The organism is Thermoactinomyces sp. CICC 23799 (assembly GCF_016055145.1).
GTDB classification, from domain to species: domain Bacteria; phylum Bacillota; class Bacilli; order Thermoactinomycetales; family Thermoactinomycetaceae; genus Thermoactinomyces; species Thermoactinomyces intermedius.
This window is the reverse complement of the sequence record NZ_JAECVV010000010.1, coordinates 99,311-122,166: the sequence shown is the minus strand read 5'-3', so window position 1 is coordinate 122,166 and position 22,856 is coordinate 99,311. Positions and strand designations below refer to the sequence as shown.

Annotated in this window: 22 protein-coding genes and 1 pseudogene; 15 read left to right on the top strand and 8 right to left on the bottom strand. The window is 43.2% G+C overall.

Annotated features, from left to right (window positions below; translation table 11 throughout):
- The 5 genes from I8U21_RS13500 to I8U21_RS13480 form a co-directional block, all read left to right on the top strand.
- On the top strand, window positions 1-1,300 hold a 1,300-nt coding region (locus I8U21_RS13500), incomplete at its 5' end, for a Tle-like phospholipase domain-containing protein (RefSeq protein ID WP_483316388.1).
- Between the two features lie 6 nt (window positions 1,301-1,306).
- Complete coding sequence (locus I8U21_RS13495; RefSeq protein WP_138615120.1) at window positions 1,307-2,053, top strand: hypothetical protein; 747 nt, start codon at window positions 1,307-1,309, stop codon at window positions 2,051-2,053.
- A 218-nt stretch (window positions 2,054-2,271) separates the two neighbouring features.
- Complete coding sequence (locus I8U21_RS13490) at window positions 2,272-2,916, top strand: hypothetical protein (protein WP_198054094.1); 645 nt, start codon at window positions 2,272-2,274, stop codon at window positions 2,914-2,916.
- A gap of 119 nt (window positions 2,917-3,035) precedes the next feature.
- On the top strand, window positions 3,036-3,767 hold the full coding sequence (locus I8U21_RS13485; protein WP_049719725.1) for a hypothetical protein: 732 nt from the start codon (window positions 3,036-3,038) through the stop codon (window positions 3,765-3,767).
- Window positions 3,768-3,888: 121 nt separating this feature from the next.
- Window positions 3,889-4,620: a hypothetical protein gene (locus I8U21_RS13480; protein ID WP_198054093.1), complete on the top strand. Its 732-nt coding sequence runs from the start codon at window positions 3,889-3,891 to the stop codon at window positions 4,618-4,620.
- Window positions 4,621-4,837: 217 nt separating this feature from the next.
- Here the strand turns inward: I8U21_RS13480 and I8U21_RS13475 are convergent, their stop codons facing one another.
- Entirely contained in the window at window positions 4,838-5,203 is a 366-nt protein-coding gene (locus tag I8U21_RS13475; RefSeq protein ID WP_198054092.1) for a hypothetical protein, read from the bottom strand.
- A gap of 207 nt (window positions 5,204-5,410) precedes the next feature.
- Here I8U21_RS13475 and I8U21_RS13470 point away from each other — a divergent pair, with 207 nt between their 5' ends.
- Entirely contained in the window at window positions 5,411-5,695 is a 285-nt protein-coding gene (locus tag I8U21_RS13470) for a hypothetical protein (protein WP_198054091.1), read from the top strand.
- Window positions 5,696-5,745: 50 nt separating this feature from the next.
- On the opposite strand, the gene I8U21_RS13465 is transcribed toward I8U21_RS13470, so the two are convergent.
- Complete coding sequence (locus I8U21_RS13465) at window positions 5,746-7,071, bottom strand: 6-phospho-beta-glucosidase (protein ID WP_198054090.1); 1,326 nt, start codon at window positions 7,069-7,071, stop codon at window positions 5,746-5,748.
- A 250-nt stretch (window positions 7,072-7,321) separates the two neighbouring features.
- Between I8U21_RS13465 and I8U21_RS13460 the strand changes: the two genes are divergently transcribed.
- Window positions 7,322-7,858, top strand: a complete 537-nt coding sequence (locus I8U21_RS13460; RefSeq protein ID WP_181732541.1) for a hypothetical protein — start codon at window positions 7,322-7,324, stop codon at window positions 7,856-7,858.
- Here the strand turns inward: I8U21_RS13460 and I8U21_RS13455 are convergent.
- The gene (locus I8U21_RS13455; protein ID WP_181732540.1) at window positions 7,793-8,395 is read right to left on the bottom strand and encodes a YczE/YyaS/YitT family protein; all 603 of its coding nucleotides are present in this window, start codon (window positions 8,393-8,395) and stop codon (window positions 7,793-7,795) included. The two genes, I8U21_RS13460 and I8U21_RS13455, sit on opposite strands and share 66 nt — an antisense overlap.
- Window positions 8,396-8,506: 111 nt before the next feature.
- On the opposite strand from I8U21_RS13455, the gene I8U21_RS13450 reads away from it, so the two are divergent.
- Window positions 8,507-9,367: a tyrosine-type recombinase/integrase gene (locus I8U21_RS13450; RefSeq protein ID WP_198054089.1), complete on the top strand. Its 861-nt coding sequence runs from the start codon at window positions 8,507-8,509 to the stop codon at window positions 9,365-9,367.
- Between the two features lie 30 nt (window positions 9,368-9,397).
- Here I8U21_RS13450 and I8U21_RS13445 read toward each other — a convergent pair whose 3' ends face one another.
- Entirely contained in the window at window positions 9,398-10,006 is a 609-nt protein-coding gene (locus I8U21_RS13445) for a DedA family protein (RefSeq protein WP_181732538.1), read from the bottom strand.
- Window positions 10,007-10,336: 330 nt separating this feature from the next.
- Between I8U21_RS13445 and I8U21_RS13440 the strand changes: the two genes are divergently transcribed.
- The 4 genes from I8U21_RS13440 to I8U21_RS13425 all read left to right on the top strand — a co-directional run bounded on the left by I8U21_RS13440 (window position 10,337) and on the right by I8U21_RS13425 (window position 14,683).
- A complete protein-coding gene (locus I8U21_RS13440) occupies window positions 10,337-11,806 on the top strand; it encodes a catalase (protein WP_198054088.1) in 1,470 nt (489 codons plus the stop codon).
- A 151-nt stretch (window positions 11,807-11,957) separates the two neighbouring features.
- The gene (locus I8U21_RS13435; protein WP_198054087.1) at window positions 11,958-12,773 is read left to right on the top strand and encodes a hypothetical protein; all 816 of its coding nucleotides are present in this window, start codon (window positions 11,958-11,960) and stop codon (window positions 12,771-12,773) included.
- Window positions 12,774-12,972: 199 nt separating this feature from the next.
- Window positions 12,973-13,719, top strand: coding sequence for a M15 family metallopeptidase (locus I8U21_RS13430; RefSeq protein WP_181732535.1), 747 nt, complete (start codon window positions 12,973-12,975; stop codon window positions 13,717-13,719).
- A gap of 163 nt (window positions 13,720-13,882) precedes the next feature.
- Window positions 13,883-14,683 carry a polysaccharide deacetylase family protein gene (locus tag I8U21_RS13425; protein ID WP_181732534.1) on the top strand — a complete coding sequence of 267 codons (801 nt, stop codon included), beginning with the start codon at window positions 13,883-13,885 and terminating at the stop codon, window positions 14,681-14,683.
- Between the two features lie 51 nt (window positions 14,684-14,734).
- Here I8U21_RS13425 and I8U21_RS13420 read toward each other — a convergent pair whose 3' ends face one another.
- Window positions 14,735-15,688 carry a class I SAM-dependent methyltransferase gene (locus I8U21_RS13420; RefSeq protein WP_198054086.1) on the bottom strand — a complete coding sequence of 318 codons (954 nt, stop codon included), beginning with the start codon at window positions 15,686-15,688 and terminating at the stop codon, window positions 14,735-14,737.
- Between the two features lie 213 nt (window positions 15,689-15,901).
- Here I8U21_RS13420 and I8U21_RS13415 point away from each other — a divergent pair, with 213 nt between their 5' ends.
- Both I8U21_RS13415 and I8U21_RS13410 read left to right on the top strand, forming a co-directional pair.
- Window positions 15,902-18,955 (top strand): DEAD/DEAH box helicase, encoded by a 3,054-nt coding sequence (locus I8U21_RS13415; protein WP_198054085.1) that lies wholly within the window; start codon window positions 15,902-15,904, stop codon window positions 18,953-18,955.
- 19 nt (window positions 18,956-18,974) lie between these two features.
- The gene (locus I8U21_RS13410) at window positions 18,975-19,352 is read left to right on the top strand and encodes a hypothetical protein (protein ID WP_198054084.1); all 378 of its coding nucleotides are present in this window, start codon (window positions 18,975-18,977) and stop codon (window positions 19,350-19,352) included.
- 77 nt (window positions 19,353-19,429) lie between these two features.
- Here the strand turns inward: I8U21_RS13410 and I8U21_RS15210 are convergent, their stop codons facing one another.
- The 3 genes and pseudogenes from I8U21_RS15210 to yunB form a co-directional block, all read right to left on the bottom strand.
- Window positions 19,430-19,552, bottom strand: coding sequence for a hypothetical protein (locus I8U21_RS15210; protein WP_255516978.1), 123 nt, complete (start codon window positions 19,550-19,552; stop codon window positions 19,430-19,432).
- A gap of 27 nt (window positions 19,553-19,579) precedes the next feature.
- Window positions 19,580-20,504: pseudogene (locus tag I8U21_RS13405) on the bottom strand (cation diffusion facilitator family transporter).
- A 44-nt stretch (window positions 20,505-20,548) separates the two neighbouring features.
- Window positions 20,549-21,163: a sporulation protein YunB gene (gene yunB, locus I8U21_RS13400; protein WP_198054083.1), complete on the bottom strand. Its 615-nt coding sequence runs from the start codon at window positions 21,161-21,163 to the stop codon at window positions 20,549-20,551.
- A gap of 214 nt (window positions 21,164-21,377) precedes the next feature.
- Here yunB and cls point away from each other — a divergent pair, with 214 nt between their 5' ends.
- Complete coding sequence (gene cls / locus I8U21_RS13395) at window positions 21,378-22,835, top strand: cardiolipin synthase (protein ID WP_198054082.1); 1,458 nt, start codon at window positions 21,378-21,380, stop codon at window positions 22,833-22,835.
- Window positions 22,836-22,856: the final 21 nt, after the last annotated feature.

Below are 22,856 nucleotides of genomic sequence, written 5' to 3'. Positions count from 1 at the left end.
CGGGAGTTTCGATGTTCCGCAGATCCATGAGGATTTCAACCAAGGAAAACCGGCTCCGGCTCCCAAGCCGACGGAGGAGCTGAACGTTGCCCCGTCCAAGCAGGAGAAAGGCTTCTTCAGCCAAGTGGGAGACTTTGTCTCCGGTTCTTGGAACAAATTAAAAAACGGGGTCTCCAACACTTGGAACAACCTGAAAAACGGCGCGAAAAAGACTTGGGACACCGCCGCATCCGCCACCAAGAAAGCGGCCCAAAAAGCCTGGGATTGGATGACCTCCACAGCAGGCAAAATCACTGGGGGAATTGTGCTTGGAATCACAGCCCTCACCGGATTGTTCAGTAAGTTTGGACACCAGATAAAAAATGGAGTTCAGCGGGCATATAGCAGTGTTCGACAGTCAATAGAAAATTGGTTATATCCCAATGGGACGTTAAAGGATCGTGAAGTGACTGATAGACAGTTGGCATTTGCATCAGATATGACTTATAAAGATGTAATCTCAGAGAAAAATATAGAAACTTATCTTGGTGAAGATTGGTCAGAAGATAAAAGCTTAAGTCTTGACTTGTCTAATGGGCTACAAGCTCATGTGTTTGTTAACTCCACCACAAAAGAAATGATTATTGCTTTCCGGGGCACAGAACCTGATCAGTGGCAAGATATTGTAATCGGTGATGGGCCCATTGCTTTGGGGAATGACAGTAGTTTGGTTAATTCACAAGTAAATAAGGCACGCATTTTTGTGAAAGAACAGATTTTAAGTAATGAAAAGTATAAGCATTATAAAAAGACCATTACGGGGCATTCTTTAGGAGGATATTTAGCTGCTGATTGTGCAGCCAGATATAAAATTCCAGCAGTCACTTTTAATGCCCCGGGAAAAAACCTGTTCCCAAATGTGAATGGGAGTACTTTGCTTGGATCTTTAGGTGGTCCTAAAGGGGCTGCTGTGTTAACTGCTGGAAGTTATGTGATAAATCTTACAGATCCTCATGTACAAGTGGATATTATTAAAGAGTCCACAGGCGCATATGATAAACTGATTCGCAACTATCGTTTTAATGATGATGTAGTGGGATCGGTTGGCTATCGACTGGGAGAAACTTATGATATTGATAAAGCCGGTAAAGTAACGTTAGATGAGGGACTAGATAACAAATTAAATATCAATGTTTCTTCAGGAAGTCATGGCATTTCTAATTTCACAACCGGGTACGATGAAGATACAAAGGAAAAATTAGATACACCCATTCCAAATTTATATGAGAAAAATAATGGAAATATTGCCCCAAGGGAGTGAATTCGGTTGAGAGGAAAGTGGATACCAATCATTTGTGTTTGTGTCATTGTTATGATGCTGACCGGTTGTCAAACAAATTCCGTTGATACATTACCAAAGGAAGAGGGAAAGCAAATGAGTCAAGAGGAAAAAAAACAACTGAAGGATAAAGCTGTTCAGCATATTAAAAGTACATACAATAAAGAGTTTGTTGTAACAAAAGTGGAGTGTGTTCGAGAGTTTAATTCCAATTGTTTTATAACGGGAAATGTGAAAGATGAGAACAATACAGAAATAACTGTTTATTGGATGCCTCCAGAGATAAAAGATGATTATGTGCTTGTGAAATGGGATCAGGAGTTAGAACCAAAAATCAAGGAAATTTCAAATAAACACTTTGAAATAAAGAGAATCGAAACTATCTCTTATACCAATGGGACAAAAACGAATAAATATACCGGAGAGATTCCATCCGTGTATGAAGTGCTGAAAAACGGGGGAGATAAGGATTATTTGTTTAAATGGACTGGAGAAATTTATAAAAACGGAGGGAAGTATGAACAATCAATAAAAAACTTTTTAGAGGAAATCAAAGAAATGAATTTTAATAGGGTACGAGTAACGATTTATGTCTATGATGATCAATTAAAAACATCGACAACAAAAGAAGATGAAGGAAAATACTTATTATACGAATATGTAATTTCGATTGATGATATTCAAAAAGCGGAAATTGATTCAATAAATTTGAATCAATATAAAACTGTATACTGATTTAGATGAATATGGGGATGGGCAAGAAAGATATTGGCCCATCCCTAAATTTATGGCTAAGTCAATGGGAAAGCGGAATTTATATAATGATCTTAACAATTGTTTGATGATAGGAAGGGAGTAGAAAAAAGGTGAATATCCAAAGAATCTGGATTGTTTTCATCCTGTTGTTTGTATTCCTGTTGGCCGGATGCACAGGCACAGGAGGCATGGGGGACATGGATTGGTCAGAAGAGAAAAAAATCAAAGAAAAAGCCATTCAGTATATTAAGGATACATATAACAAAGATTTCGAAGTATCCGAGGTAAGTAAGGACCGTTTCACAGGACAAACTTATACAGTTAGAGGAAATGTCAAAGATCAAAAGAACACTCAAGTATCCATTATTATGGAACCGAATGAAATCAGGGATACATACGTGGCAACATTATGGACGGAGGAATTAAAGCCCAAAATTAAATCTTTGGTTGAAAATAATTTTGATGTAAGGAAGATTGAACATATTTCATACTCAAATGGAACCGAAAAAGATAAGTATACCGGAGAAATACCATCTATTTTTACTATCTTAGAAAATGGAGGAGATCCAGAATACGAGATATCTTTAGTATTGAGAATCTATGAACAAAATGGTCAATATGAACAGGGGATTAAAAGCTTTTTAAAAGATTTAAAGGAGTTAAATTTCAACGAAGTCGGTGTTGAAATTTTTGTTGCAGATGACGATTTGAAAACATCACCAAAGGAAACTCAAGAAAGTAAATATACGTTATATCGCTATAATATTTATTTTGAAGATATCCAAAAAGTAGACATTGATCATCACGATTTGGATCAATATAAAACAGTAATAAAACATTAAAAGATCAGGGATGGGCAAAGATAATGGCCCATCCCTAAATTTATGGCTAAGTTAATGGGACAGAGAAATTTATATAATGACCTTAGGAATTGATTGATGATAGGAAGGGAGTAAAAAAGATGAATTTCAAAAGAAGCTGGATTGTTTTCATCCTGTTGTTTGTATACTTGCTGGCAGGATGCACAGGCACGGGAGGAGTGGGAGATATGGATAAAGCTGAAGAAAAAGAGATTAAAGAAAAAGCGATTCGGTATATCAAGGATACGTATAATAAGGAATATGAAGTTTCTGATGTGACGAAAGATTTTTTAAGCGGACAGATATATACAGTTGAAGGAAATATAAAAGATGATAAAAACACTTATGTAGCAATCATTATGGAACAGAATGAAATCAGGGATACATATGTGGAAACATTATGGACCGAAGAACTCAAACCAAAGATCACGTCATTGGTTCAAAAACATTTTGATGAGAGAAAGATTGAGCACATTGCTTATTCAAATGGCCCGAAAAAAGATAAGTATACCGGAGAGATTCCATCGGTGTTTGAAGTCTTGAAAAATGAAGGGGCTCCGGATTATGAGCTAATCGTAAAATTGAGAGTCTATGAACAAAATGGCCAATATGAAAAAGGAATCAAGAGCTTTTTAGAAGAACTAAAAAAGCTGAACTTTAACCACGTTGGAGTAACAATTTTTGTTGCAGATGATGAATTAAAATCAGCACCGAAGGAAGCCGAAGAAAGTCAATATACCTTATACCGCTATAATATATCATTTGAAGATATCCAAAACATAGACATTGATCATCATGATCTGGATCAATATAAGACAGTCATCAAAGAATAGGGAAACGGGGATGGGCAGAAAGATATTGGCCCATCCCTAAATTTATGGCTAAGTCAATGGGACAGCGGAATTTATATAATGGTCTTAACGATTGTTTGATGAGAAGAAAGGAGTGGAAAAGGTGAATATCCAAAGAAGCTGGATCGTTTTCATTCTGTTGTTTGTATTCCTTGTGGCTGGATGCACAGGAACGGGAGGAGAGGGAGATATAAATCAGGCAGAAGAGAAAAAAATCAAAGAAAAAGCAATTCAGTATATCAAAGATACATACAACAAAGATTTTGAAGTATCCGAGGTAAGTAAGGATTTGTTTACAGGTCAGACATACTCCGTTGAAGGGAATATAAAAGATGCAAAAAACACTTATGTAGAAATCATTATGGAACCGAATGAAATCAGGGATACATATGTTGAGACATTATGGACGGAAGAATTAACTCCAAAAATTACGTCGTTGGTCAAAAAGGATTTTGATGTGAGAAGGATCGAGAATATTGGCTTTTCAGATGGGACGAAAAAAGATAAGTATACAGGGAAAATTCCTTCAGTGTTTGAAGTTTTGAAAAATGGAGTTGATCCGGAATATAAGCTAAACGTGACCTTAAGGGTTTATGAGCAAAATGGTCAATATGAACAAGGAATCAAAAACTTTCTAAAAGAATTAAAAAGGTTAAACTTTAACCAAGTTGGAGTAACAATTTTTGTTGCAGATGATGAATTAAAATCAGCACCAAAGGAAGCTGAAGAAAGTCAATATACCTTATACCGCTATAATATTCATTTTGAAGATATCCAAAACATAGACATTGATCATCATGATCTGAATCAATATAAGACAGTCATCAAAGAATAGGGAAACGGGGATGAGTAGAATGATATTGGTTCATCCCCAATTTTATGGCTAAGTCACTTGAGGGTGCCAAAAAAATTGATTATCTGCTATACACATATACTTTGCCACAGGAAATTTAAAAGGTGGATGTCGATCATCTCGATTTGGATCCATATAAAAAGGTCATTCAACATTAAAAAGAAAGGGCAGGAAGACCGCACGGCGGCCGGCCTGTCCTTTACTTTTTCGCTGAATCGTCAATTGCTTGAATGGCCAGGTTGAACGCTTGGATTCTTCTTTCCAAAAGTGTTTTTTGCGGACTTCCTTCTTTTGATTTTGCGTAAATCTTTTCAATGAAAGGGAGTAACCCGGTAAGAATTTGGCGGGCTTCGGTCAGCTCTTCCGATGTGTAAGGATGAGGCCTTTGATACCAGGCGTATTCCAGCATGGCCAAGCCGATGTGAAAGGCTTTGAGCCTTTTCCGGATGAGGGAGGTGTTTGCGCCTTTTTGCGTCATCTGATCCAAGGCATTCTCCGATTTGCGGATAGTGGATTGAAAGGACAGGATGGATTCGGTTTTTACGCTGGCAGTTACATTCTCCATGTTTTTGTCTCCTCTCCCCGTTTTTTCTTCGCACGGTCATGATGATCCCTTTGTTTCAGAGTGTCAAGAGCAATTTTGCATCTGCATGCAAAGCAAATGACAGGGGGAATCAAGAAGAAGTTTAATTTCATGAAAATTGGTTCTTGGTTTAGACCAATTGCAGGGAAATTCATAGAATAATTTAGCTTTGTAAAAAGGAGGGATAGGATGACAGAGTTTGGAATTCCCCTTGGCCAAGATCATGGGGTCACTGCGGCACAGGCAAGGAGAATTTTCGTTCTCCGCCGGGGAGAGAGAAGAATTGTGCGCTGCGGAAGAAGAGTGGTGCGCATTCGCCGCTTTTTTTTGCGCCCCGGTGAAGTTTTGGTGGTCATCTGCGGCCGGGGCCGGCACAGACAAACCTTTATTTTTGTCTGCAGAGGGCGGCGCATCCGGAGAACGATTGTCCGGAGAGTTCGCCGAAATACGCTGATTTCGGTGCGTTGTGTTTAATCCGGTTCTCTAATTTTATGGTTGGGACGGGGAATGAATCCCCGCCTTTTTTATTGTTGAAATTGCGGCAGATATTTTCGGTGGGCTTTCAGCATTTCATCCAGGATTTTTTTGGCGACGGAGTCGGAAGGAACGAGCGGATTGATGGTCATGGCCAGCAGGGCGGTATGGTAGTTGCCGGTTACGGCGGCTTCGGCGGCGACCCGTTCAAAGGATTTGATCTGTTGGACGAGCCCTCTGACGGGGACGGGCAGGTCTCCGATGGCGATGGGTTTGGGGCCGCTTGCAGTGATGACGCAGTTGATTTCGACGGCGGAATCGTGGGGGATGCTGGCGATGGCGCCTTGATTTCTTACATTGACGGTTTGGATGTCTTTGCGGTCGTGGTAGATGGAGTCGATCAGGTTGCAGGCGGCATCACTGTAGTAAGCGCCGCCGCGTTGTTCCAGTTCAGGCGGTTTGACGGCGAGCTTTGGGTCTTTGTATTTTTCAAACAGTTCAGCTTCCACTTTTTGCACCACTTCGGCGCGGGTTCCGGTTTTTCGCGCTTGCTCTTGTTCTTCGGCCAGCATTTTTTCCGTTTGGAAGTAGTACCGGTGATACGGACAAGGAAGGATGCCCAACGCTTTGATAAACTCTTTTTCCCAGCCCAAGTCGATAATGTTTTTGGCGCGGATGCCGGAGGTGTCTCCTTGGGCGATCCGGTCAATGATTTGTCCGGTGATGTTTTGTCCGTCGAGATAAACGTTGAGCCCGAAGACCATGTGATTCAATCCGGCAAAGTCGATGTGAATCCGCTCCGGCTCGACCTGAAGCATTTGGGCCACGCTCATTTTCATTCCGACGGGAATATTGCAAAGGCCGGCCACTTTGGTAAGCGGGCTGTATCGGAGGATGGCTTCCGTGACCATGCCGGCCGGATTGGTAAAATTGATCAGCCAGGCATCGGGACAAAGGGTTTCCATCTCTTTGCAAATGTCCAGGATGACGGGGATGGTCCGAAGCCCTTTGAAAAGGCCTCCCGGCCCGTTGGTTTCCTGTCCGATCACACCGTATCGAAGGGGGATTTTTTCATCCAAGGCCCGGGCGCGAAGGCCTCCGACCCGGAACTGGGTGATGACGAAATCCGCACCTTGAAGCGCTTGCTGCCGGTCTAACGTGAGATGAATGCGGATGGGCAGTCCGGCTTTGTTCACCATGCGTTTGGCCAGATTCCCGACAATGTTTAATTTCTCTTCTCCCTCGGGAATATCGACCAGCCACAATTCCCGGACAGGCAGATGGTCGTATCTTTTGATGAATCCTTCGACCAGTTCCGGCGTATAGCTGGACCCGCCGCCGATGGCGACAATTTTTAATCCATGTTTTCGGGTCATGGAAACGACACCTCCGGATGAAGTCGGTTGGATATTTATAAAAACATTCCTATTATTCATTATATAGGATCTGAAGGTCGGGAACCAAAAGAGTGATCCGGATGGCAAAGATATTGGTCAGGCTTTGATGGCGGGCATACCAACTTTCGCTTGGCAAATGGCGCTTATAAAAAGGGAGGGATCCGTCCATATTAAAAATGGAAAACATGTGTTAATTCCGGAAATTGTTTTGCCATAAAGGAGGAAACCGATGCGCTTTTGGAGTGTGATGTTCAGTTTGATTTGGCTGGTTACGGGATGTTCGGCAAGCGGGGAAAACCAGAGTGCTGATTTCAGCAAAGGGGCCGTTTTTTATTTGGACAAGACGTTTGCTGAGAGGGCCAGGTTTTTCCGGAATGCTTTCCGGACTACCAAGATCCATGTTTGCACCCTCGACCGGGCCAATGCCGAAGCCCGGAGGGAAGCCGCTTTTAAAAACCATCCCGTAAAAGATGGTTATGACCGGGTGGAGTGGCCGCTTCATGTCTGCAAGGAGGGCGGAGCCGGTTCGTATGTGGATTATGTTCCCAGTGACAACAACCGGGTGGTGGAAAACTGGATCCAAGAACAATTGAGCCAATATCCGGATGGGACCCGCCTGGTATTCCGGGTCGGAAAAAAACTGGAGATCAAAGCGTTGGCACCTCCGGACAATGATCCATCCCGGGCATCGCAGGGTGGATTATTTTACCTGTTTCAACAATCCATCGATTTTGGGGGCAAAAAACTGCACCAAAGGGCCGCTTAAAAAGGTGAAGATGACGGTTCCGACCGAAATCGGCCCGTGAAGCATCAATGCGAAAACGAGCGCGCAGCCATCCGTGAGGGTTTTGGATACAGCCAGGCTCAGCCCGAACCGCCGGCACAGAACGTACATCAGATCGTCACACGGGGTCAGCGCAAATTTTCCTTGTACATAGACCGAAATGCCAAAACAGGTGCAAATCAGTCCGGCCCAAAACGTGAGCATTTGCTCCAAGCGATTGACCGGATAAAAGGAAAGGATGTTCAACCAAAAATCGATGCAGGTTCCGAGGATGAGCACCGTCAGCAATGAAAAGAGGTCCGGCTTTCCCTTTTTTAAACCGGCATTCAGCAAAATGATCAGCATTCCGATGAGAATCACCCATGTTCCGACAGTGAATCCAAACTGATCACTCATTCCCACATATAATCCGTTCCAGGCATCCGTCCCCGCCCGGGAACCGATCATCAGCGTGATGCCCAGCGATTTGATGATTAAACCGGCAGGGTAGCAAAGTGTGCGCATGATAAACTTGTACATCAGCGAAACCAACCTTGTCCGTTTTTGCTTATTTATATGTTTTAACTTCCAACAATTTGCCAACCGATCCGGATGCCTTATAATGGGAGACACCAAGGGAGGTGTGATTTTGTGGATTTCAGCAGTTTTTCAGATTTTGTGGATGAGTTTGTGAAGTGGTTGGTTGACACGGGAAGAAGGCAGCGGACGATTGATGAATATGTGATGACGGTGTTGATGTTCGCGGCGTGGTTTCAGCAAAAATATCCTTCATTGGCCTTGCCCACCCAAGTGTTGAGCTCTCATATCATCGCTTTTCAACAGGAATTGTTAACGCAAAGAAAGCTTTCGATCGCCACGGTTCATAAATATATGGCTTCATTAAAATCTTTTTGGGACTTCTTGATCGAAAAAAACCTGGCGGGAACCAATCCGTTACTGGAGATTGATTGGAAAACGCCTTCTTCCCCAACCGTTTTGCCTCCCCACTCCTGGTTGGACAAAGAGGAAGAGAAGCGGTTGCTTATTCAGGTGGAGATGGAGAAAAATGATTGGAAACGATCAAGGAACCGGTGCCTGTTGTTGTTGATGCTGGATGCAGGTTGCACGGTTTCTGAGCTGATCCGGATGGATTGGGACCAAATATTGTGGGAAGATCACGAAATTTTAGTGAAAAACGAACAGGGAAAACGAAGGATTCCGGTCACGCAACGTCTTTACCGGGCGTTGAATGACTGGCGGAAAGAAGGGGGAAACAAAGGGCCGGTGGTTTGCACCCAAAGCGGGGCAAAAATGTCCAGGCAGGGGGTTCATTACCTGGTGAAAAAATATCTGAAGGAGATCGGGTTAAAAGCATATTCGCCCCATACCTTAAGGCACACCTTTTGCCGCCGGTTAATCGAAGCCGGAGCCGATCTGAAAACCGTTTGCCGTTTGGCCGGGCACCAGAGCATGGAGACGACCAAAAGATATTTGGCAACAAACAAAAAGTAGGGAAGATCCTTTTCCCTACCTTTTGTTTGTTTAATAAGCTTTGCGTTTTTTGACGTACCAAGCGATCACCAAAACGAACAAAACGGCGAAAATGACGTAGAAAACGTTGGAGTAAACGCTCATATAATCCAACACCGTGGTCCAGGCTTCACCGAAGGCGGCTCCCAAGCTGACCAGAATGGTGTTCCAGATCAGGGTTCCGATGGTGGTGAAAATCAAAAATAAAACCATGTTCATGCGGGCCATGCCGGCCGGAACGGAGATCAGGCTGCGCACAATCGGGACCATGCGGCAAAAGAAGACGGTCCATACGCCATAACGTTCAAACCAACGATCCGCCTTATGGATGTCTTCTTTCTTAATTTTCAGGATATGTCCCCAACGGTCAATGATCTTTTCCAGTTGGTTCACGTTCAACAATAAACCGATTAAATACAAAATGACGGCCCCGACAACGGCTCCCAGTGTGGCTGCAACCACCACGCCGAAAACGGTTAAATCCGATTTGGTGGTCATAAACCCGCCAAAGGTGAGAACCACTTCAGAAGGGATGGGAGGGAAAATATTTTCCAAAGCAATCATTAAAAAGACGCCAAAATATCCGAATTTTTCCATGAATTCAATAATCCAGTTTTCCATTTGCGTGTTTCAACTCCTCATCCATTTCCATGATTATTCCCACATAAGTATAGCGTGTTCATTGCTATTTTTATAGCTGATTATTAAAAGAAATGAAACAGATTCATGATTTTTTTGTTTCGGAGACCGTAAACGGAGGCCGGTTTGCGAATATTATTATCAGAGAGAAAGAAGAGATGTTCCCCGGATTCATGAAAGCGATCCCTGACGGGATCGTTTTTTTTCTGTCAAATCTTTTTCCGGGGAACCCATTGCATTTTTTCTAGATTATAATTATTCTTAATAAAGAATGATAATAATAATCACCTTGAAAAAGGGGTCGATAAACAGATGGATCAATTCAAAAAACGTTTAACCACGAACCAGGGGGCTCCGGTTGGCGACAACCAAAATTCCCGCACCGCAGGCCGGCGTGGTCCCACCCTGTTGGAAGATTATCATTTGATCGAAAAACTGGCGCACTTTGACCGTGAACGCATTCCGGAAAGGGTGGTTCACCCGAGAGGCGCCGGCGCACACGGCGTGTTTCGTGTGATCAACAGCATGAAAGAATATACGAAGGCGGCTTTCTTGCAAGAAGTGGGGAAAGAAACACCGGTGTTTGTCCGTTTCTCAACCGTGATCAATTCCAAAGGTTCGCCGGAAACGGCCCGGGATCCGCGCGGTTTTGCAACGAAGTTTTATACTGAGGAAGGAAACTATGATTTGGTGGGGAACCATTTGCCGGTATTCTTTATTCGCGATGCCATCAAATTCCCGGATATGGTTCATTCGCTGAAACCGGCTCCCGATACCAATATCCAGTCGCCGGACCGGTATTGGGATTTCATGACACTGAGTCCGGAATCCACACATATGATGACATGGCTGTTTTCCGATTACGGAACTCCCGCGAACTACCGGCAAATGGAAGGGTTTAGTGTACATGCGTTTAAATGGGTAAATCAAGAAGGTAAAGTCGTATATGTTAAATATTACTGGAAACCCCTCCAGGGTGTCAAAAATTTGACCGCGGAAGAAGCAATGGAAATCCAAGGAAAAGACGCAAACCATGCCACACGCGATCTGTTTGAAAATATTGCAAAAGGAAACTATCCCGAATGGGATCTTTATGTTCAAATCATGCCGCCGGAAGACATGGATAAATTCTATTTCGATCCGCTGGATGCAACCAAAATCTGGCCGGAAGACGAGTATCCGTGGCAATTGGTCGGCCGTATGACTTTGAACCGCAACCCGCAAAACTTCTTTGCCGAAGTCGAGCAAGCGGCCTTTTCCCCGAGTGCGCTGGTTCCGGGAATTGAACCGTCAGAAGACAAATTGTTGCAAGGACGGTTGTTTTCTTATCCGGACACGCAACGTCACCGTTTGGGGGCCAACTACCTGCATCTCCCGATCAACCGGCCGATTGCTCCGGTGAATAACTATCAAACGGATGGACCCATGCAAATGAAGAAAGATGTCCCGACCGTTAACTATGAACCCAACCGCTATGACGACCGTCCGAAAGAAGATCCGGCATACCTGGAAAGCGAAACCCCGCTGGAAGGAAACGCCGGACGGAATAAAATCTATAAAACCCTCGACTATAAGCAGGCAGGCGAACGCTACCGTTCATTTACAAAAGAAGAGCAGGACAATTTGATCAAAAACCTGACCAATGATTTGAAAGAAGTGCATGAAGAGACGAAACAACGGGCGATCTACAACTTCTATCGTGCGGATGAAGAATACGGCACACGTTTGGCGGATGCGTTGGGAGTCAATATCAATGACGTCCTCGGGAAGTTTCAATCATAATCCCGTATGAGCAGGCTGAAAGGCTGTTGGCTGATTAAAAGTCAACAGCCTTTTTTAATGTTTTATTCCGGGGATTGCGATAATTCTTGTGAAACAGTTTTATGATAAGATAAATGAATAGAATTATAAATTCTGGAAAGGAGATTTTAATTTGGAAGCCATTGAACATGCCGGACTGAAAAAAATATACCGGGCAGCCGGATTTAAAAAAATGCCGGTTGTGGCAATGATTCTTTTGCAAGTGGTGACACGGTGGTTTTATGGTTATTACTGGTATTTGAGCAGAAAAAAAGCGATTCAGCATCTAAACACCCAAAAGCGTTTTCCGTTGTGGTATATATGGATTGCCGCGTTGCTTGATTTTGCGATGAGCTTTGGCTGGTTGCTCCTGGGGTTGACAGGATTTGAGTTTTCCTATGAATTTTCAATGCTTTATCTTGAACTGGCTTGGACGATTCTCTGTATTTTGTTTGTTATCAACCGGATCATCCCCGTTTATTTGCGGGGGATGTTTTTGGAGCATGAGGGGAAAGACACCGATCTGACCAATCAAATCGCCACCTATCTGTTGGCCTTTTTTCTGGGGGTTTTCTATCTGCAGTATCTGATCAATCAAGAGGAGTCAGGAGATGAAGTCCCGGAAGAAGACCCCCTCCCGGAAGAAGAGGGCCGCAAGTGGAAAAAAACATTGAAAAAAATCAACGGGTACAACGTGATGTCAGCCATGATGCTTTTTGCCAAATGTGTGGTGACGTACAATATGATTCTTTTGATGCCTGATCTCAGTTCGGGGATCACGGTGGCTCTCCTTTTTATGTTTCTTTGGGTGCCTTTCGGCATTGCTTCCTGTTTGTGGGCCATTATATCGCTGATATTGAAAAAGAAGAAGACCGGGGCTTGGATCTTGATCGGGCTCAATATCCTGGATACCATCGTGTTGTTTGCAGGAGGTTTTTTCAATTCATAATACATAGCAACAATGAAGCAGGATACCGGTTGCAACTTGAACCGGTGTTAAATAATGGCAAAAAAGGCTGATATTTTTTCGAACAACGAAGAGATTCTCGCACATACAACCGGATTAACGATATAATGATAGGAAGAAGTTCAATGGTTTATCCGTTGACGCGTCCGCTTGGACGGATAGTACACTGGAGGCAGGACCAATGAAAAAAATGTTTTTCAAATCCATTTCGATTCCACTGATTGCAGGCACTGTGCTATTGGCCGGCTGTACGCAGACAGACGTGCCGGCTGATGCCAAAAATATAGAACCCAAACAGGAAAAGGTGACACAGGTAAAACCCAAACCGGTGCCGCCGCAGGAAAAATGGGATATTGACTCGCCGGATTCGCTCACGGTGGTGGTGAATAAAAAGAGAGAACTTCCGGCGGATTATGTTCCCCCGGATTTGGTTGAACCGGATGTGACCTTTTCTTTTGAAGGCACTGCTGAAAAGAAACTGATGCGAAAAGAAGCGGCAGAAGCCTTGGCGGAATTGTTCAAGGCGGCTGAAAAAGACGGGGTTGATTTGGTTGCCGTATCCGGTTACCGTTCTTATGAGCGACAACAAGCGACATATCAGTCTGCTTTGCAACGCAAGGGAATGGCCAATACGTCGAAGTATAATGCCCGGCCGGGACACAGTGAACATCAGACCGGACTGGCGATGGACGTTTCCAGTTCCATTGTCAATTACCAGTTGATTGAATCATTCGGAGAAACCAAGGCTGGTCGCTGGCTTGCCGATCATGCAGCGGAGCACGGCTTTATCATCCGGTATCCCAAAGGAAAAGAAGACGTGACCGGTTATGCTTATGAACCGTGGCACATTCGGTATGTGGGCAAAGAATTGGCCAAAGAGTTGAATGAAAAAGGACTGGTCATGGAGGAATATTTTTCTTTGAAATGACATAAGGATCAACGATCGTAAGTATGGTGTCGCTGTAATGCGAAAGGTTCACATGATCATCAAATATTTCCATGGATCATCGCTTGAATTTAGATTCACAGATAGCATAGATTTAATTATAGGATCGCTTACTATATAGAAAAATAGAGTAGGAAGTTCATCGATGAGAAAGTTAATCTTTGTATTGTCAAGTTTTATTTTGCTTAGCGGTTGTGCAGGCACGACTTTGTTTGCTGCAAATCCGGAAGAACAGCCGGATGCATTGAACGAAAAAACGCTTGCCATGCCGGATCAACTTGCGGAGAGGGCACCTGTCCCTTCTTTTTATTATCGCGCGAAACCGGCTGCCACTTATTACCAGAGCCCGACCAAAGAGAAAAAAATTGCGCTCACTTTTGATGACGGACCGGATGCTACATATACCGGTCAGGTTCTGGACATTTTAAAGCAACAGCAGGTGTCTGCCACATTTTTCGTGATCGGCAATCAAGTGCCGCGCCATCCGGAAGTGGTCAAAAGGATTGTGAATGAAGGGCATGTGATTGCCAGTCATACCTGGAGCCATCCAAATTTGGTGAAGGAGAATGATGCGAAAGTACGGCAGGAAATCACCAAAACCTATCAAATCGTGGAAAAGCTGACAGGCAAAAAAATGGCGATGCTGCGACCGCCATACGGGGCTGTCAAAGGAAAAGAAAAATTGATCCATCAAATGGGGATTTCCGTCATTCAATGGGATATCGACACACTGGACTGGAAACCGGGACAGACACCGGACCGGATTTATCAAAATGTGGTCCAACATGCATTACCCGGCAGCATTGTCCTTCAGCACAGCGGGGGAGGCAATCGTTCGGCAACGGTTCAAGCCCTCCCCCGGCTGATTCAACAGTTAAAGAAAGAAGGCTACCAGTTTGTCACCGTGAATGAACTTTTGGATATTCCTGCGTACCATCAGGATTAAGCGGGAAACCAGTGCCTCTTTAAATATCATTGTAGGCATTGGTTTCTTTTTTTATTCCATTTGGCGAAAAAAAGATCGAAAGAATCGGATCCGGGGTTGTTCTTCGCTTTTGACGCGGGCCAGAGCCGCCCGGTAAAACCGGTATTCTTCGATGTGGGGACTTCTGGGATTCATATAACGCTGCCGGAACGTTTTGGAGTCCACGTCTTCCACCAATTCCAGCCCGTAACGGTTCAAGTAATCCGGGAGTTCTTTGGGATCAAAACCAAAGATCCACGGTTCCCCCATTTGCTTGACCCAACGGCGGATCCAGTTAGCTTTCGGCCCGTTCAGCCATTGGTCAATCGCTTTTTTATGGACATAGGTGAAAAGCAGAAAGCTGCCGGGTGCCGTCCCGCTGATAAAATCCATGGTTTGGTCCACTGCGCGGCGGGTCAGATATTGGGTGACACCTTCCCAGATAAAAAAAGCGGGCTTGTTTTTGTTGAACCCGTGTTGCCGCAATGTTTCGTTGATCTTTTCAATGTTCAGATCGGTTTTAACAAAAGAGACATTCCCAGGGAACCGGTGAAGAAGGCGATCCAGTTTTGTCCTTTTCAAACGCAAAATGCCTGCTTGATCCACTTCAAACACCCGGGTTTTCCGGCATTCCGGGATGCGGTAAGGGCGGGAATCGTATCCGGAACCGAGGATCACCACTTGTGATATTTCCCGGGACAAAGCATAGATCAAATGGTCATCAATGAGCCGGGTTCGGGCCACGCCGGAAGCCCTTGCTCCGGGTTCAACATGATCAATCAGTCCGAGTATCCACCAGCCGGCAACCGGAACACGAGCCAGTGCCGCAATGAATTTCAGTGGCCGGCTTAAAAAATGATATGCAAATGGATCTTCCACCAAACGCCGTTCTTTGGGAAAAGTATATTCCAATGTGCGGAACAAAGCGGCAAACTCGGCCGTTTTACTGGCACGCTTGAATTGCCGGATATTGATTTTTTCATTCATTTACGTCGCTCCCTGTCACCTTTATTAAAATGTATATTGATTTGTATTCTTGAAATCATTGAATCAAATTTTAAGAATGCCCGTCATACTGTTAATGCAATTGTGATTAAGTCTATTTTTTATCTATTTAAAGGATTTATAAAAATTTAATTATTGCGGTAGGGATCTTGTTTTGTTTGCAGAAGAATATGAATATGGGAGAGGAGTGGAAAAATGGATTCCGACAAAAAGTTATTACGTTATTTTTTGCGAAGTCATATTGATAGTGATCACAGTTCACTAAATATGAATCATGGTGTAAATCTTTCCCTGGATGAAGTAAAGAGTGGAAAACTGACTGAAGAATCACTGGAATTGATTAAGAAAAAATCATCAAATATAAAATCAAAAGGAGAATTAGAATACCACATTTGTCCGGTTATCCTTTCTGAATCAGACAGTCAATCAGTTATATTGCCCTTTTTTATCATTGCCAAATTGAATGAACAGAGATTGGTGCCTATTTCACAGCGACCACCATATTTTGTCCGTCAATATTTGGAACCGTCATCCAAAGACAATGAGATAACGATTGGTACAATTGAAAAGAATGATGATTATGTGGAGAAACACCCTTATTTGGTGGAAGAAAACTGGATAGCAGCTTGGAAATATGCTGAAAATATGTTTCAACATGTGACAGGAAAAAATTTCCGATCGCTAAAGTTGCCAGGTTATCGGGTAAGTAATCAAGTGTGTATCATTCCCAAGGAATTAGAGAATAAATCAAGGGATATTTTATCTCTATATGAAGATGTAATTAAGTTAAAAAAATATCCAAAGCTTTTACAAGAATTTTTGTCATTGGACGAAAAGGAAAAAGAGCCGATTCAGCATGAAAAGGACGGTGCTGAATCTCATTTGGGGCAGATGAATTCTCAATATCCATTGTCTCAACGGCAAAGAGAATCGCTACAACACTTATTTTCTTTAAAAAAAGGAGAGATTCTTGCAGTCAATGGGCCCCCGGGAACCGGTAAAACCACATTGATTCAAAATGTTGTAGCTTCATTGTGGGTTGAAAAGGCGATAGAAGGCAGTGAACCTCCTGTTATTTTCGCAACATCGACTAATAATCAGGCGATTATTAATGTTATTGATTCATTTGGGAAAATGAATCAGGGAAAAACCAATTCAAATCGAAAATGGGGGGAATTGGCTGAATTATTACAAGGTCGTTGGATTCAGCCGCTAAAGAGTTACGGGCTTTATTTTCCTTCTTCGAAATGGCTGGATAATAACAAAAACAAAGTAAATGATTACCAAATCGTCACACAAAACGGTATGAATTTTATGAAAGACATGGAAAAGATGAATATGCCCGTATTGAAAAAAGCTTTTTTGAATCACTGTGGGAAAGCGGCGGGGCAAAAATTTCATCATCTCAAGGAAGCTTGTAAATGGTTGCATGAGGAGTTGAACAAGTGGCATCAGGTGTTGCAGGAGGGGATTCAATACATCAAAAGCTGGGTGGCGTACCAAGAGGAATTGAAAAAAAACGGTCGCGGTTATTTTTCTTCTGAGTTAGAAGATTCGCGAGTTATACATAAAGAACAACTTGATAAACAAATTAAGCAACTTAAAATGTTGAAGACAGAGTGGAATCAACATTGTAGTAAAGAGCCGTTTCATTGGTCCTTGTTGTCGTTTATCCCAGCTATTAAAGAAAAACAGGAACGAAGAAATGAAAATTTTATTTTGAAATGGAAAGATGATCTCCCCTTCGAAGTGACTCTGTTTTCTAAAATGCATATCCAACAGCAATTAGATAATTGTTATTCGCGGTTAGAGAAATATAAGGATGCAGAAGCTGACTTGATAAATTGGCGAAAAAAATACGGGATTGGTGAAGAACCTGAACAAATTCCTGACAGCTTTAGTGAGATGATGGAGGAGTTGGATGTCAGTCTTCGTTATCTCTTGTTTCAGTTGGCAACCCATTATTGGGAAGCACGCTGGCTTTTGGAAGTTGAAAATGATACTGAAAGCAAATTGGAATCAAAAGAGAAAAAAGCCAATTGTTTGCGACGTTATGCCATGCTGGCTCCATGCTTTGTTGCAACATTTTATATGATTGCCCGCCATTTAAAATTGGATAACAAGTGGGGAAAAAAATCTTTTGCAAATGACAGAGATCCAAATTACCTTTATGAATTTGTTGATTTACTTATTATTGATGAAGCGGGTCAAGTGACTCCTCCTTTGGCGGCGCCGGTTTTTTCATTGGCCAAAAAAGCTCTAATCGTTGGGGATACCATGCAAATTGAGCCGATCAGCAACCTCAACTTATCTATAGATATTGGAAATCTTTTGGGGGCTAATATAATTAAACGGTGGGATCAGTTTTCTGAAATTGAAAAAACAGGAATTACCCATCGCGGTAGTGTAATGAGAATTGCACAGCGCCGCAGTAAATATCAAAAGGAAGAGATGTATGGCGGAATGTTCCTTAATGAGCACCGGCGTTGTGTGGATGATATCATCCAGTATTGCAACGACTTGGCTTATAATGGAAATCTTATGCCTCTTAGAGGTTATTCAATGAAATATCATGATATTCCGTATTTAGGATATGCTCATATTGAAGGGGAGACCGAAGAGATTGGCGGTAGTAAGTTCAATTTGATGGAAGCCGCTGCAGTGGCTGAATGGATTGCAGAAAATAAACATTCAATTCTCAGACAAGCTCAAAAAACGGAAAATAAAAAGTCAGAGTTGAAGGATTTGGTGGGAGTGGTTACTCCTTTCAGGTACCAGCGTACTTTGATACAAGAATTTTTAAAAGAACTTGGCGTCAAAAATATCACGGTAGGTACTGTTCATGAATTGCAAGGAGCAGAAAGGGATATTATTTTGTTTTCGCCAGTGGATCATGAGTCAAATCGTCCTTTTTATGATCAAGGGATTAATATGTTGAATGTTGCAGTATCCCGCGCACGCGAAAGTTTTCTTGTATTTACTGATTGGAATAAGTTTGGCAATGTGAGGCAATTTCCATCAGGTAAATTAAAACAATATATTTCTCATGAGGACAAATTATTTGAACGGACACGGGAAGAGCAAACCCATGTTGATCGTTTGTTTGAAAGAATTGCTCGTAAAAGTGGTAAGAAGAATAGTGGAAAGCAAACGATTATTCAACAAATAATTATTCACCGGAATCAAGGTCAGATAAATATTGCTAAAGATGGGAAAATGCAGGTCTCACAAGTGGTAAACAAAAAATAAATTTCGGGAGGAGTTACCTATGAGTAAAAATGAATTAAACATTAGTGAGAATAATGGACAAATTAATATCAGCCATGGAGGGCCACAAAACATATCGCAAACCGTTAATCTTGGGAAGCTTGATGAGGAAGATCCGAAACGTCAGTTGGTGGAAGTGCTTGAAAAAATAGTAAAAGAATTAGAGAAAACGGAATCTTTACCACCTGAGAAAAAAGAAGAGGCGCTTTATGATCTTGAAGAAGCGTCAAGTAAGGTGTCTGCTGATCAAATGTCTACCAATTTTCTCTCTATTTTAAATACAAAGTTACAAAATCTTAGCGGGTTGCTGGCGGGAAGTGAAGCGGTTTGTCAGTTAATCAATACAGCAGTCAGTATTTTAGAGAAAATTAAAGGTTAAAGTTGTGGCATTGAACCTTAAAATAAACTATTTAAAATATCAAACTAAGATCCCCGGCTTTTTGGCCGGGGCTTTTGTTATGAAGTGATGGAAATGGCAAAAATCAAGATGAGAAGTGCAATCAAAAAGGCGGAGGAAACGATGGTGAACAATATTTTTTTCTCTTGTTTCGGGTTTTCTTTGTGTTCTTCGTTTTGCATCATGAATGCTCCTTTCTGTGCAATCCGTCAGTGAAGAAGGTGTCCGGCTTGATGTTGAAAATCGGTGGTTTCGATTTGAATGGTGGTGTGTTGGATGGCAAATTGTTGTCCGATCACCTCGATGGCGGTTTTTAAGATGTGTTGCGGGTCTGTATCTTTTTCCACCAACAAATGACAGGATAAGGAATCGATACCCGACGTGATGGTCCAGATGTGAAGATCATGGACATTGATAACGCCGGGAATCTGTTTTAATGCTTGTTCCACTTTCTCGCGATCCACCGTGACGGGGGTGCCTTCCATCAAGATATGGACCGAATGGGTGATCACTCCCCATGCATTTTTCAGGATGATGACGGCAACAATGATGCTGAGAAGCGGATCGGCCGGGTAAAACGAAAACAGACTGATCATGAAGCCGGCGAGGATGGCACCCAGTGAACCCAGGGCGTCGCCCAATACATGCAGGTAGGCGCTTTTGACATTCAGATTTTCTTTCACATCCCCTTTTTTAAAGAGAATCCAGGCACTCATCACATTGGCAAACAGTCCGACGGCTGCAATGGCCATCATCATGTTCCCTTGGATCTCGGGCGGGTCCAAAAAACGTCGGATGGCTTCCCACACGATGAACCCGGCGATGATGAACAAGGTGACGCCGTTAAAAAGCGCCGCCAAAATTTCAAACCGGTAATAGCCGTATGTTTTGCGGGCTGACGGCGGCCGGGCGGCAAACCATAAGGCCGCCAGGCTCAGGGCGAGTGAGATGCAATCGCTGAACATGTGCCCGGAGTTCCGATACCAAAGCCAGACTTTTTGTCCATAATCCGCCTGCAAACTCCAAAACCATTATGCTTGCAGTGATTGCAAGCGCCATGGTCAGGCTTTGGCGGTTACGGGTGGCAGGGGTATGATGATGGTGATCAGAATGCATAAACAATCCTCCTGTCATGAAGGGTGCAGGCGGAAAAAAGCTGTTTCTTTCATTATAACAGTCTAATCATTTTGGGGGATTGAATTCAGGTCAAAAGGATAAAAATCCGGCACTTCCCCCACGATCACTTGCCGGGCAATGGGCTGGTTGAATTTTAGGGTATAATGTTCTTTGGTTAAAGGCAATAACGACTGCATTTCGATGACGGCCTGCAGGTTTACGGTAATCAGGGTGGTATTAATTCCTTTCCCTTCGATACTGGATGTAAAGGTGACATGCGGGGTTCCTTCGACCCAGATATGGACCGGGATGTCGGGGCCCAAGTCGGCAAATATGCTGCTTTGCAAGATTTTCCCGAAAGAAATGTGTTTGATCCGGTTTTCTTCTTTACTCAGTTCTTTCAAAATCCGGTGCGTCACCACCTGATAGGCTTTGGCTTCCATCTGGCTGTTGAACTGGACCCCGGTGATCCGGTTTTGTTTGTCGACTTGCAAGGTGGCCACCGGGTTCACCTTTTGCTGCATTTCTTCAATGCCTTTTAAAAATGCTTTTTGTGCCGTTTTTTTGGCTTCTTCTTCAGCGAGAGCGGCCAATACGGGTTTCAATTGGTGGTTCACAAAGGTATAACCAAGGTAACCGGCCAATACAGTGAAACCGAGAAAGATCAGAAAGATCATTGAGGATGGCTTTAAAAACGTACGGGAAGTTCTGAATGACGAGCGGGTAAACCTCGGTCTTCTTTTGTGTGTTTTAAAGCGTCTTCTCACAAACAAACGAATGCGTCGGGAAAAACGGGGACCGAATGACATGGCTATTTCTCTCCTTTTCATATGTTTTATATGGCTGGTTTGGAGAGTTTATGAAAAATCCGGGAAAAGCGGAGGAAGTGGGATGAATTTCGTGGACTTGGGTGTACATTCACTTTCATTGTTAACCATGGTGAATATTCTGTTGGCGATCGTCATTATATTTTTAGAGAGGCGGAACGTGGCCGCAACCTGGGCCTGGATTTTGATTCTGCTGTTTCTGCCTGTCGTCGGCTTTATGCTGTACATTATTTTTGGACAAAACCTGAGCAAACGGAAAATCTTCCGGCTTAATGCCGAGCACACCGAAGAGTTTGTCCGTAAATTATCCGCACAAGCCAAGGAGTTGGAGGAGCGCCGGTTTCATTTCCGGGATCCGGAGATTGAACAATACCAGCCCATCATTTACATGAATCTGGTCAGCGGATACGGACTGCTCACCCAGGACAACGAAGTGAAGATTTTTACAGACGGGAAGGAAAAATTTCATGCCCTTTTGGACGACATTGATCAGGCCAAAGATCATATTCATCTGCTTTATTTCATCATTAAAAATGACGGGATCGGCAATCGGATTGTGCAAGCTTTGACCCGAAAAGCCAAAGAGGGTGTCAAGGTGCGTGTACTGTATGATGATATGGGCTCGGCCTGGCTGCCGCCCCGCTTTTTTAAACCCCTCATCGAAGCGGGGGGAGAGGTGGCTGCCTTTTTTCCCTCCAAATGGATTCCGTATTTAAATTTCCGGGTGAATTACCGGAATCACCGAAAAGTTGTTGTTATTGACGGGAAAATCGGCTATGTCGGCGGGTTTAACATCGGCGACGAGTATTTGGGATTAAGCCCGAAGTTTGGTTATTGGCGGGACACGCATCTCCGGATCAAGGGAAGTTCCGTGGATGCTTTGCAATCCCGGTTTTTCCTGGATTGGAACAATGCTTCGGAAAAAGAGCTGCATTATGAAAAACGTTACTTTCCGGAAAAATCATCCCATGGGAATTCGGCGCTTCAGATTGTGTCCAGCGGCCCGGATTCCGAGTGGGAACAAATCAAAAACGGGATGATTAAAATGATTTATTCCGCCAAGGAACGTATTGATATTCAAACGCCTTATTTCGTTCCCGACGACAGTTTGATGCATGCCTTAAAGATAGCCGCGCTGTCCGGGGTGGAAATCCGCCTGATGATCCCGAACCAACCGGATCACATGTTTGTTTACTGGGCGACGTATTCCTACATCGGGGAACTGTTGAAAGTGGGCGTGAAATGCTTCATCTATGAAAAAGGATTTATCCATGCCAAAACCATTGTGGTCGACGGCAAAATTGCATCGGTGGGAACGGCGAATTTTGATATGCGCAGTTTTAAATTAAACTTTGAGGTGAATGCCTTTTTATTTGATGTTCAGGTGGCCGGACGTCTGCAATCCATTTTTGAGCAAGATCTCAAAAACTCGCGGGAGTTGACGAAAGAGATGTATGGCCGGCGTTCCAACTGGATCCGGTTTAAAGAATCGATTTCCCGGTTGCTCTCTCCGATTTTATAAAAAATAGTTATGAACATTTAA

Bases quoted from the DNA above. Each gene is read 5' to 3' on its own strand.
- I8U21_RS13445 (WP_181732538.1), bottom strand. From the start codon at position 10,006: ATGGAAAACTGGATTATTGAATTCATGGAAAAATTCGGATATTTTGGC.
- I8U21_RS13465 (WP_198054090.1), bottom strand. From the start codon at position 7,071: ATGACCCGAAAACATGGATTAAAAATTGTCGCCATCGGCGGCGGGTCC.
- I8U21_RS13440 (WP_198054088.1), top strand. From the start codon at position 10,337: ATGGATCAATTCAAAAAACGTTTAACCACGAACCAGGGGGCTCCGGTT.
- I8U21_RS13420 (WP_198054086.1), bottom strand. From the start codon at position 15,688: ATGAATGAAAAAATCAATATCCGGCAATTCAAGCGTGCCAGTAAAACG.
- I8U21_RS15210 (WP_255516978.1), bottom strand. From the start codon at position 19,552: ATGCAAAACGAAGAACACAAAGAAAACCCGAAACAAGAGAAAAAAATA.
- I8U21_RS13485 (WP_049719725.1), top strand. From the start codon at position 3,036: ATGAATTTCAAAAGAAGCTGGATTGTTTTCATCCTGTTGTTTGTATAC.
- I8U21_RS13475 (WP_198054092.1), bottom strand. From the start codon at position 5,203: ATGGAGAATGTAACTGCCAGCGTAAAAACCGAATCCATCCTGTCCTTT.
- I8U21_RS13460 (WP_181732541.1), top strand. From the start codon at position 7,322: ATGCGCTTTTGGAGTGTGATGTTCAGTTTGATTTGGCTGGTTACGGGA.
- I8U21_RS13490 (WP_198054094.1), top strand. From the start codon at position 2,272: ATGGATTGGTCAGAAGAGAAAAAAATCAAAGAAAAAGCCATTCAGTAT.
- I8U21_RS13455 (WP_181732540.1), bottom strand. From the start codon at position 8,395: ATGTACAAGTTTATCATGCGCACACTTTGCTACCCTGCCGGTTTAATC.
- I8U21_RS13470 (WP_198054091.1), top strand. From the start codon at position 5,411: ATGACAGAGTTTGGAATTCCCCTTGGCCAAGATCATGGGGTCACTGCG.
- I8U21_RS13430 (WP_181732535.1), top strand. From the start codon at position 12,973: ATGAAAAAAATGTTTTTCAAATCCATTTCGATTCCACTGATTGCAGGC.
- I8U21_RS13415 (WP_198054085.1), top strand. From the start codon at position 15,902: ATGGATTCCGACAAAAAGTTATTACGTTATTTTTTGCGAAGTCATATT.
- I8U21_RS13425 (WP_181732534.1), top strand. From the start codon at position 13,883: ATGAGAAAGTTAATCTTTGTATTGTCAAGTTTTATTTTGCTTAGCGGT.
- yunB (WP_198054083.1), bottom strand. From the start codon at position 21,163: ATGATCTTTCTGATCTTTCTCGGTTTCACTGTATTGGCCGGTTACCTT.
- I8U21_RS13410 (WP_198054084.1), top strand. From the start codon at position 18,975: ATGAGTAAAAATGAATTAAACATTAGTGAGAATAATGGACAAATTAAT.
- cls (WP_198054082.1), top strand. From the start codon at position 21,378: ATGAATTTCGTGGACTTGGGTGTACATTCACTTTCATTGTTAACCATG.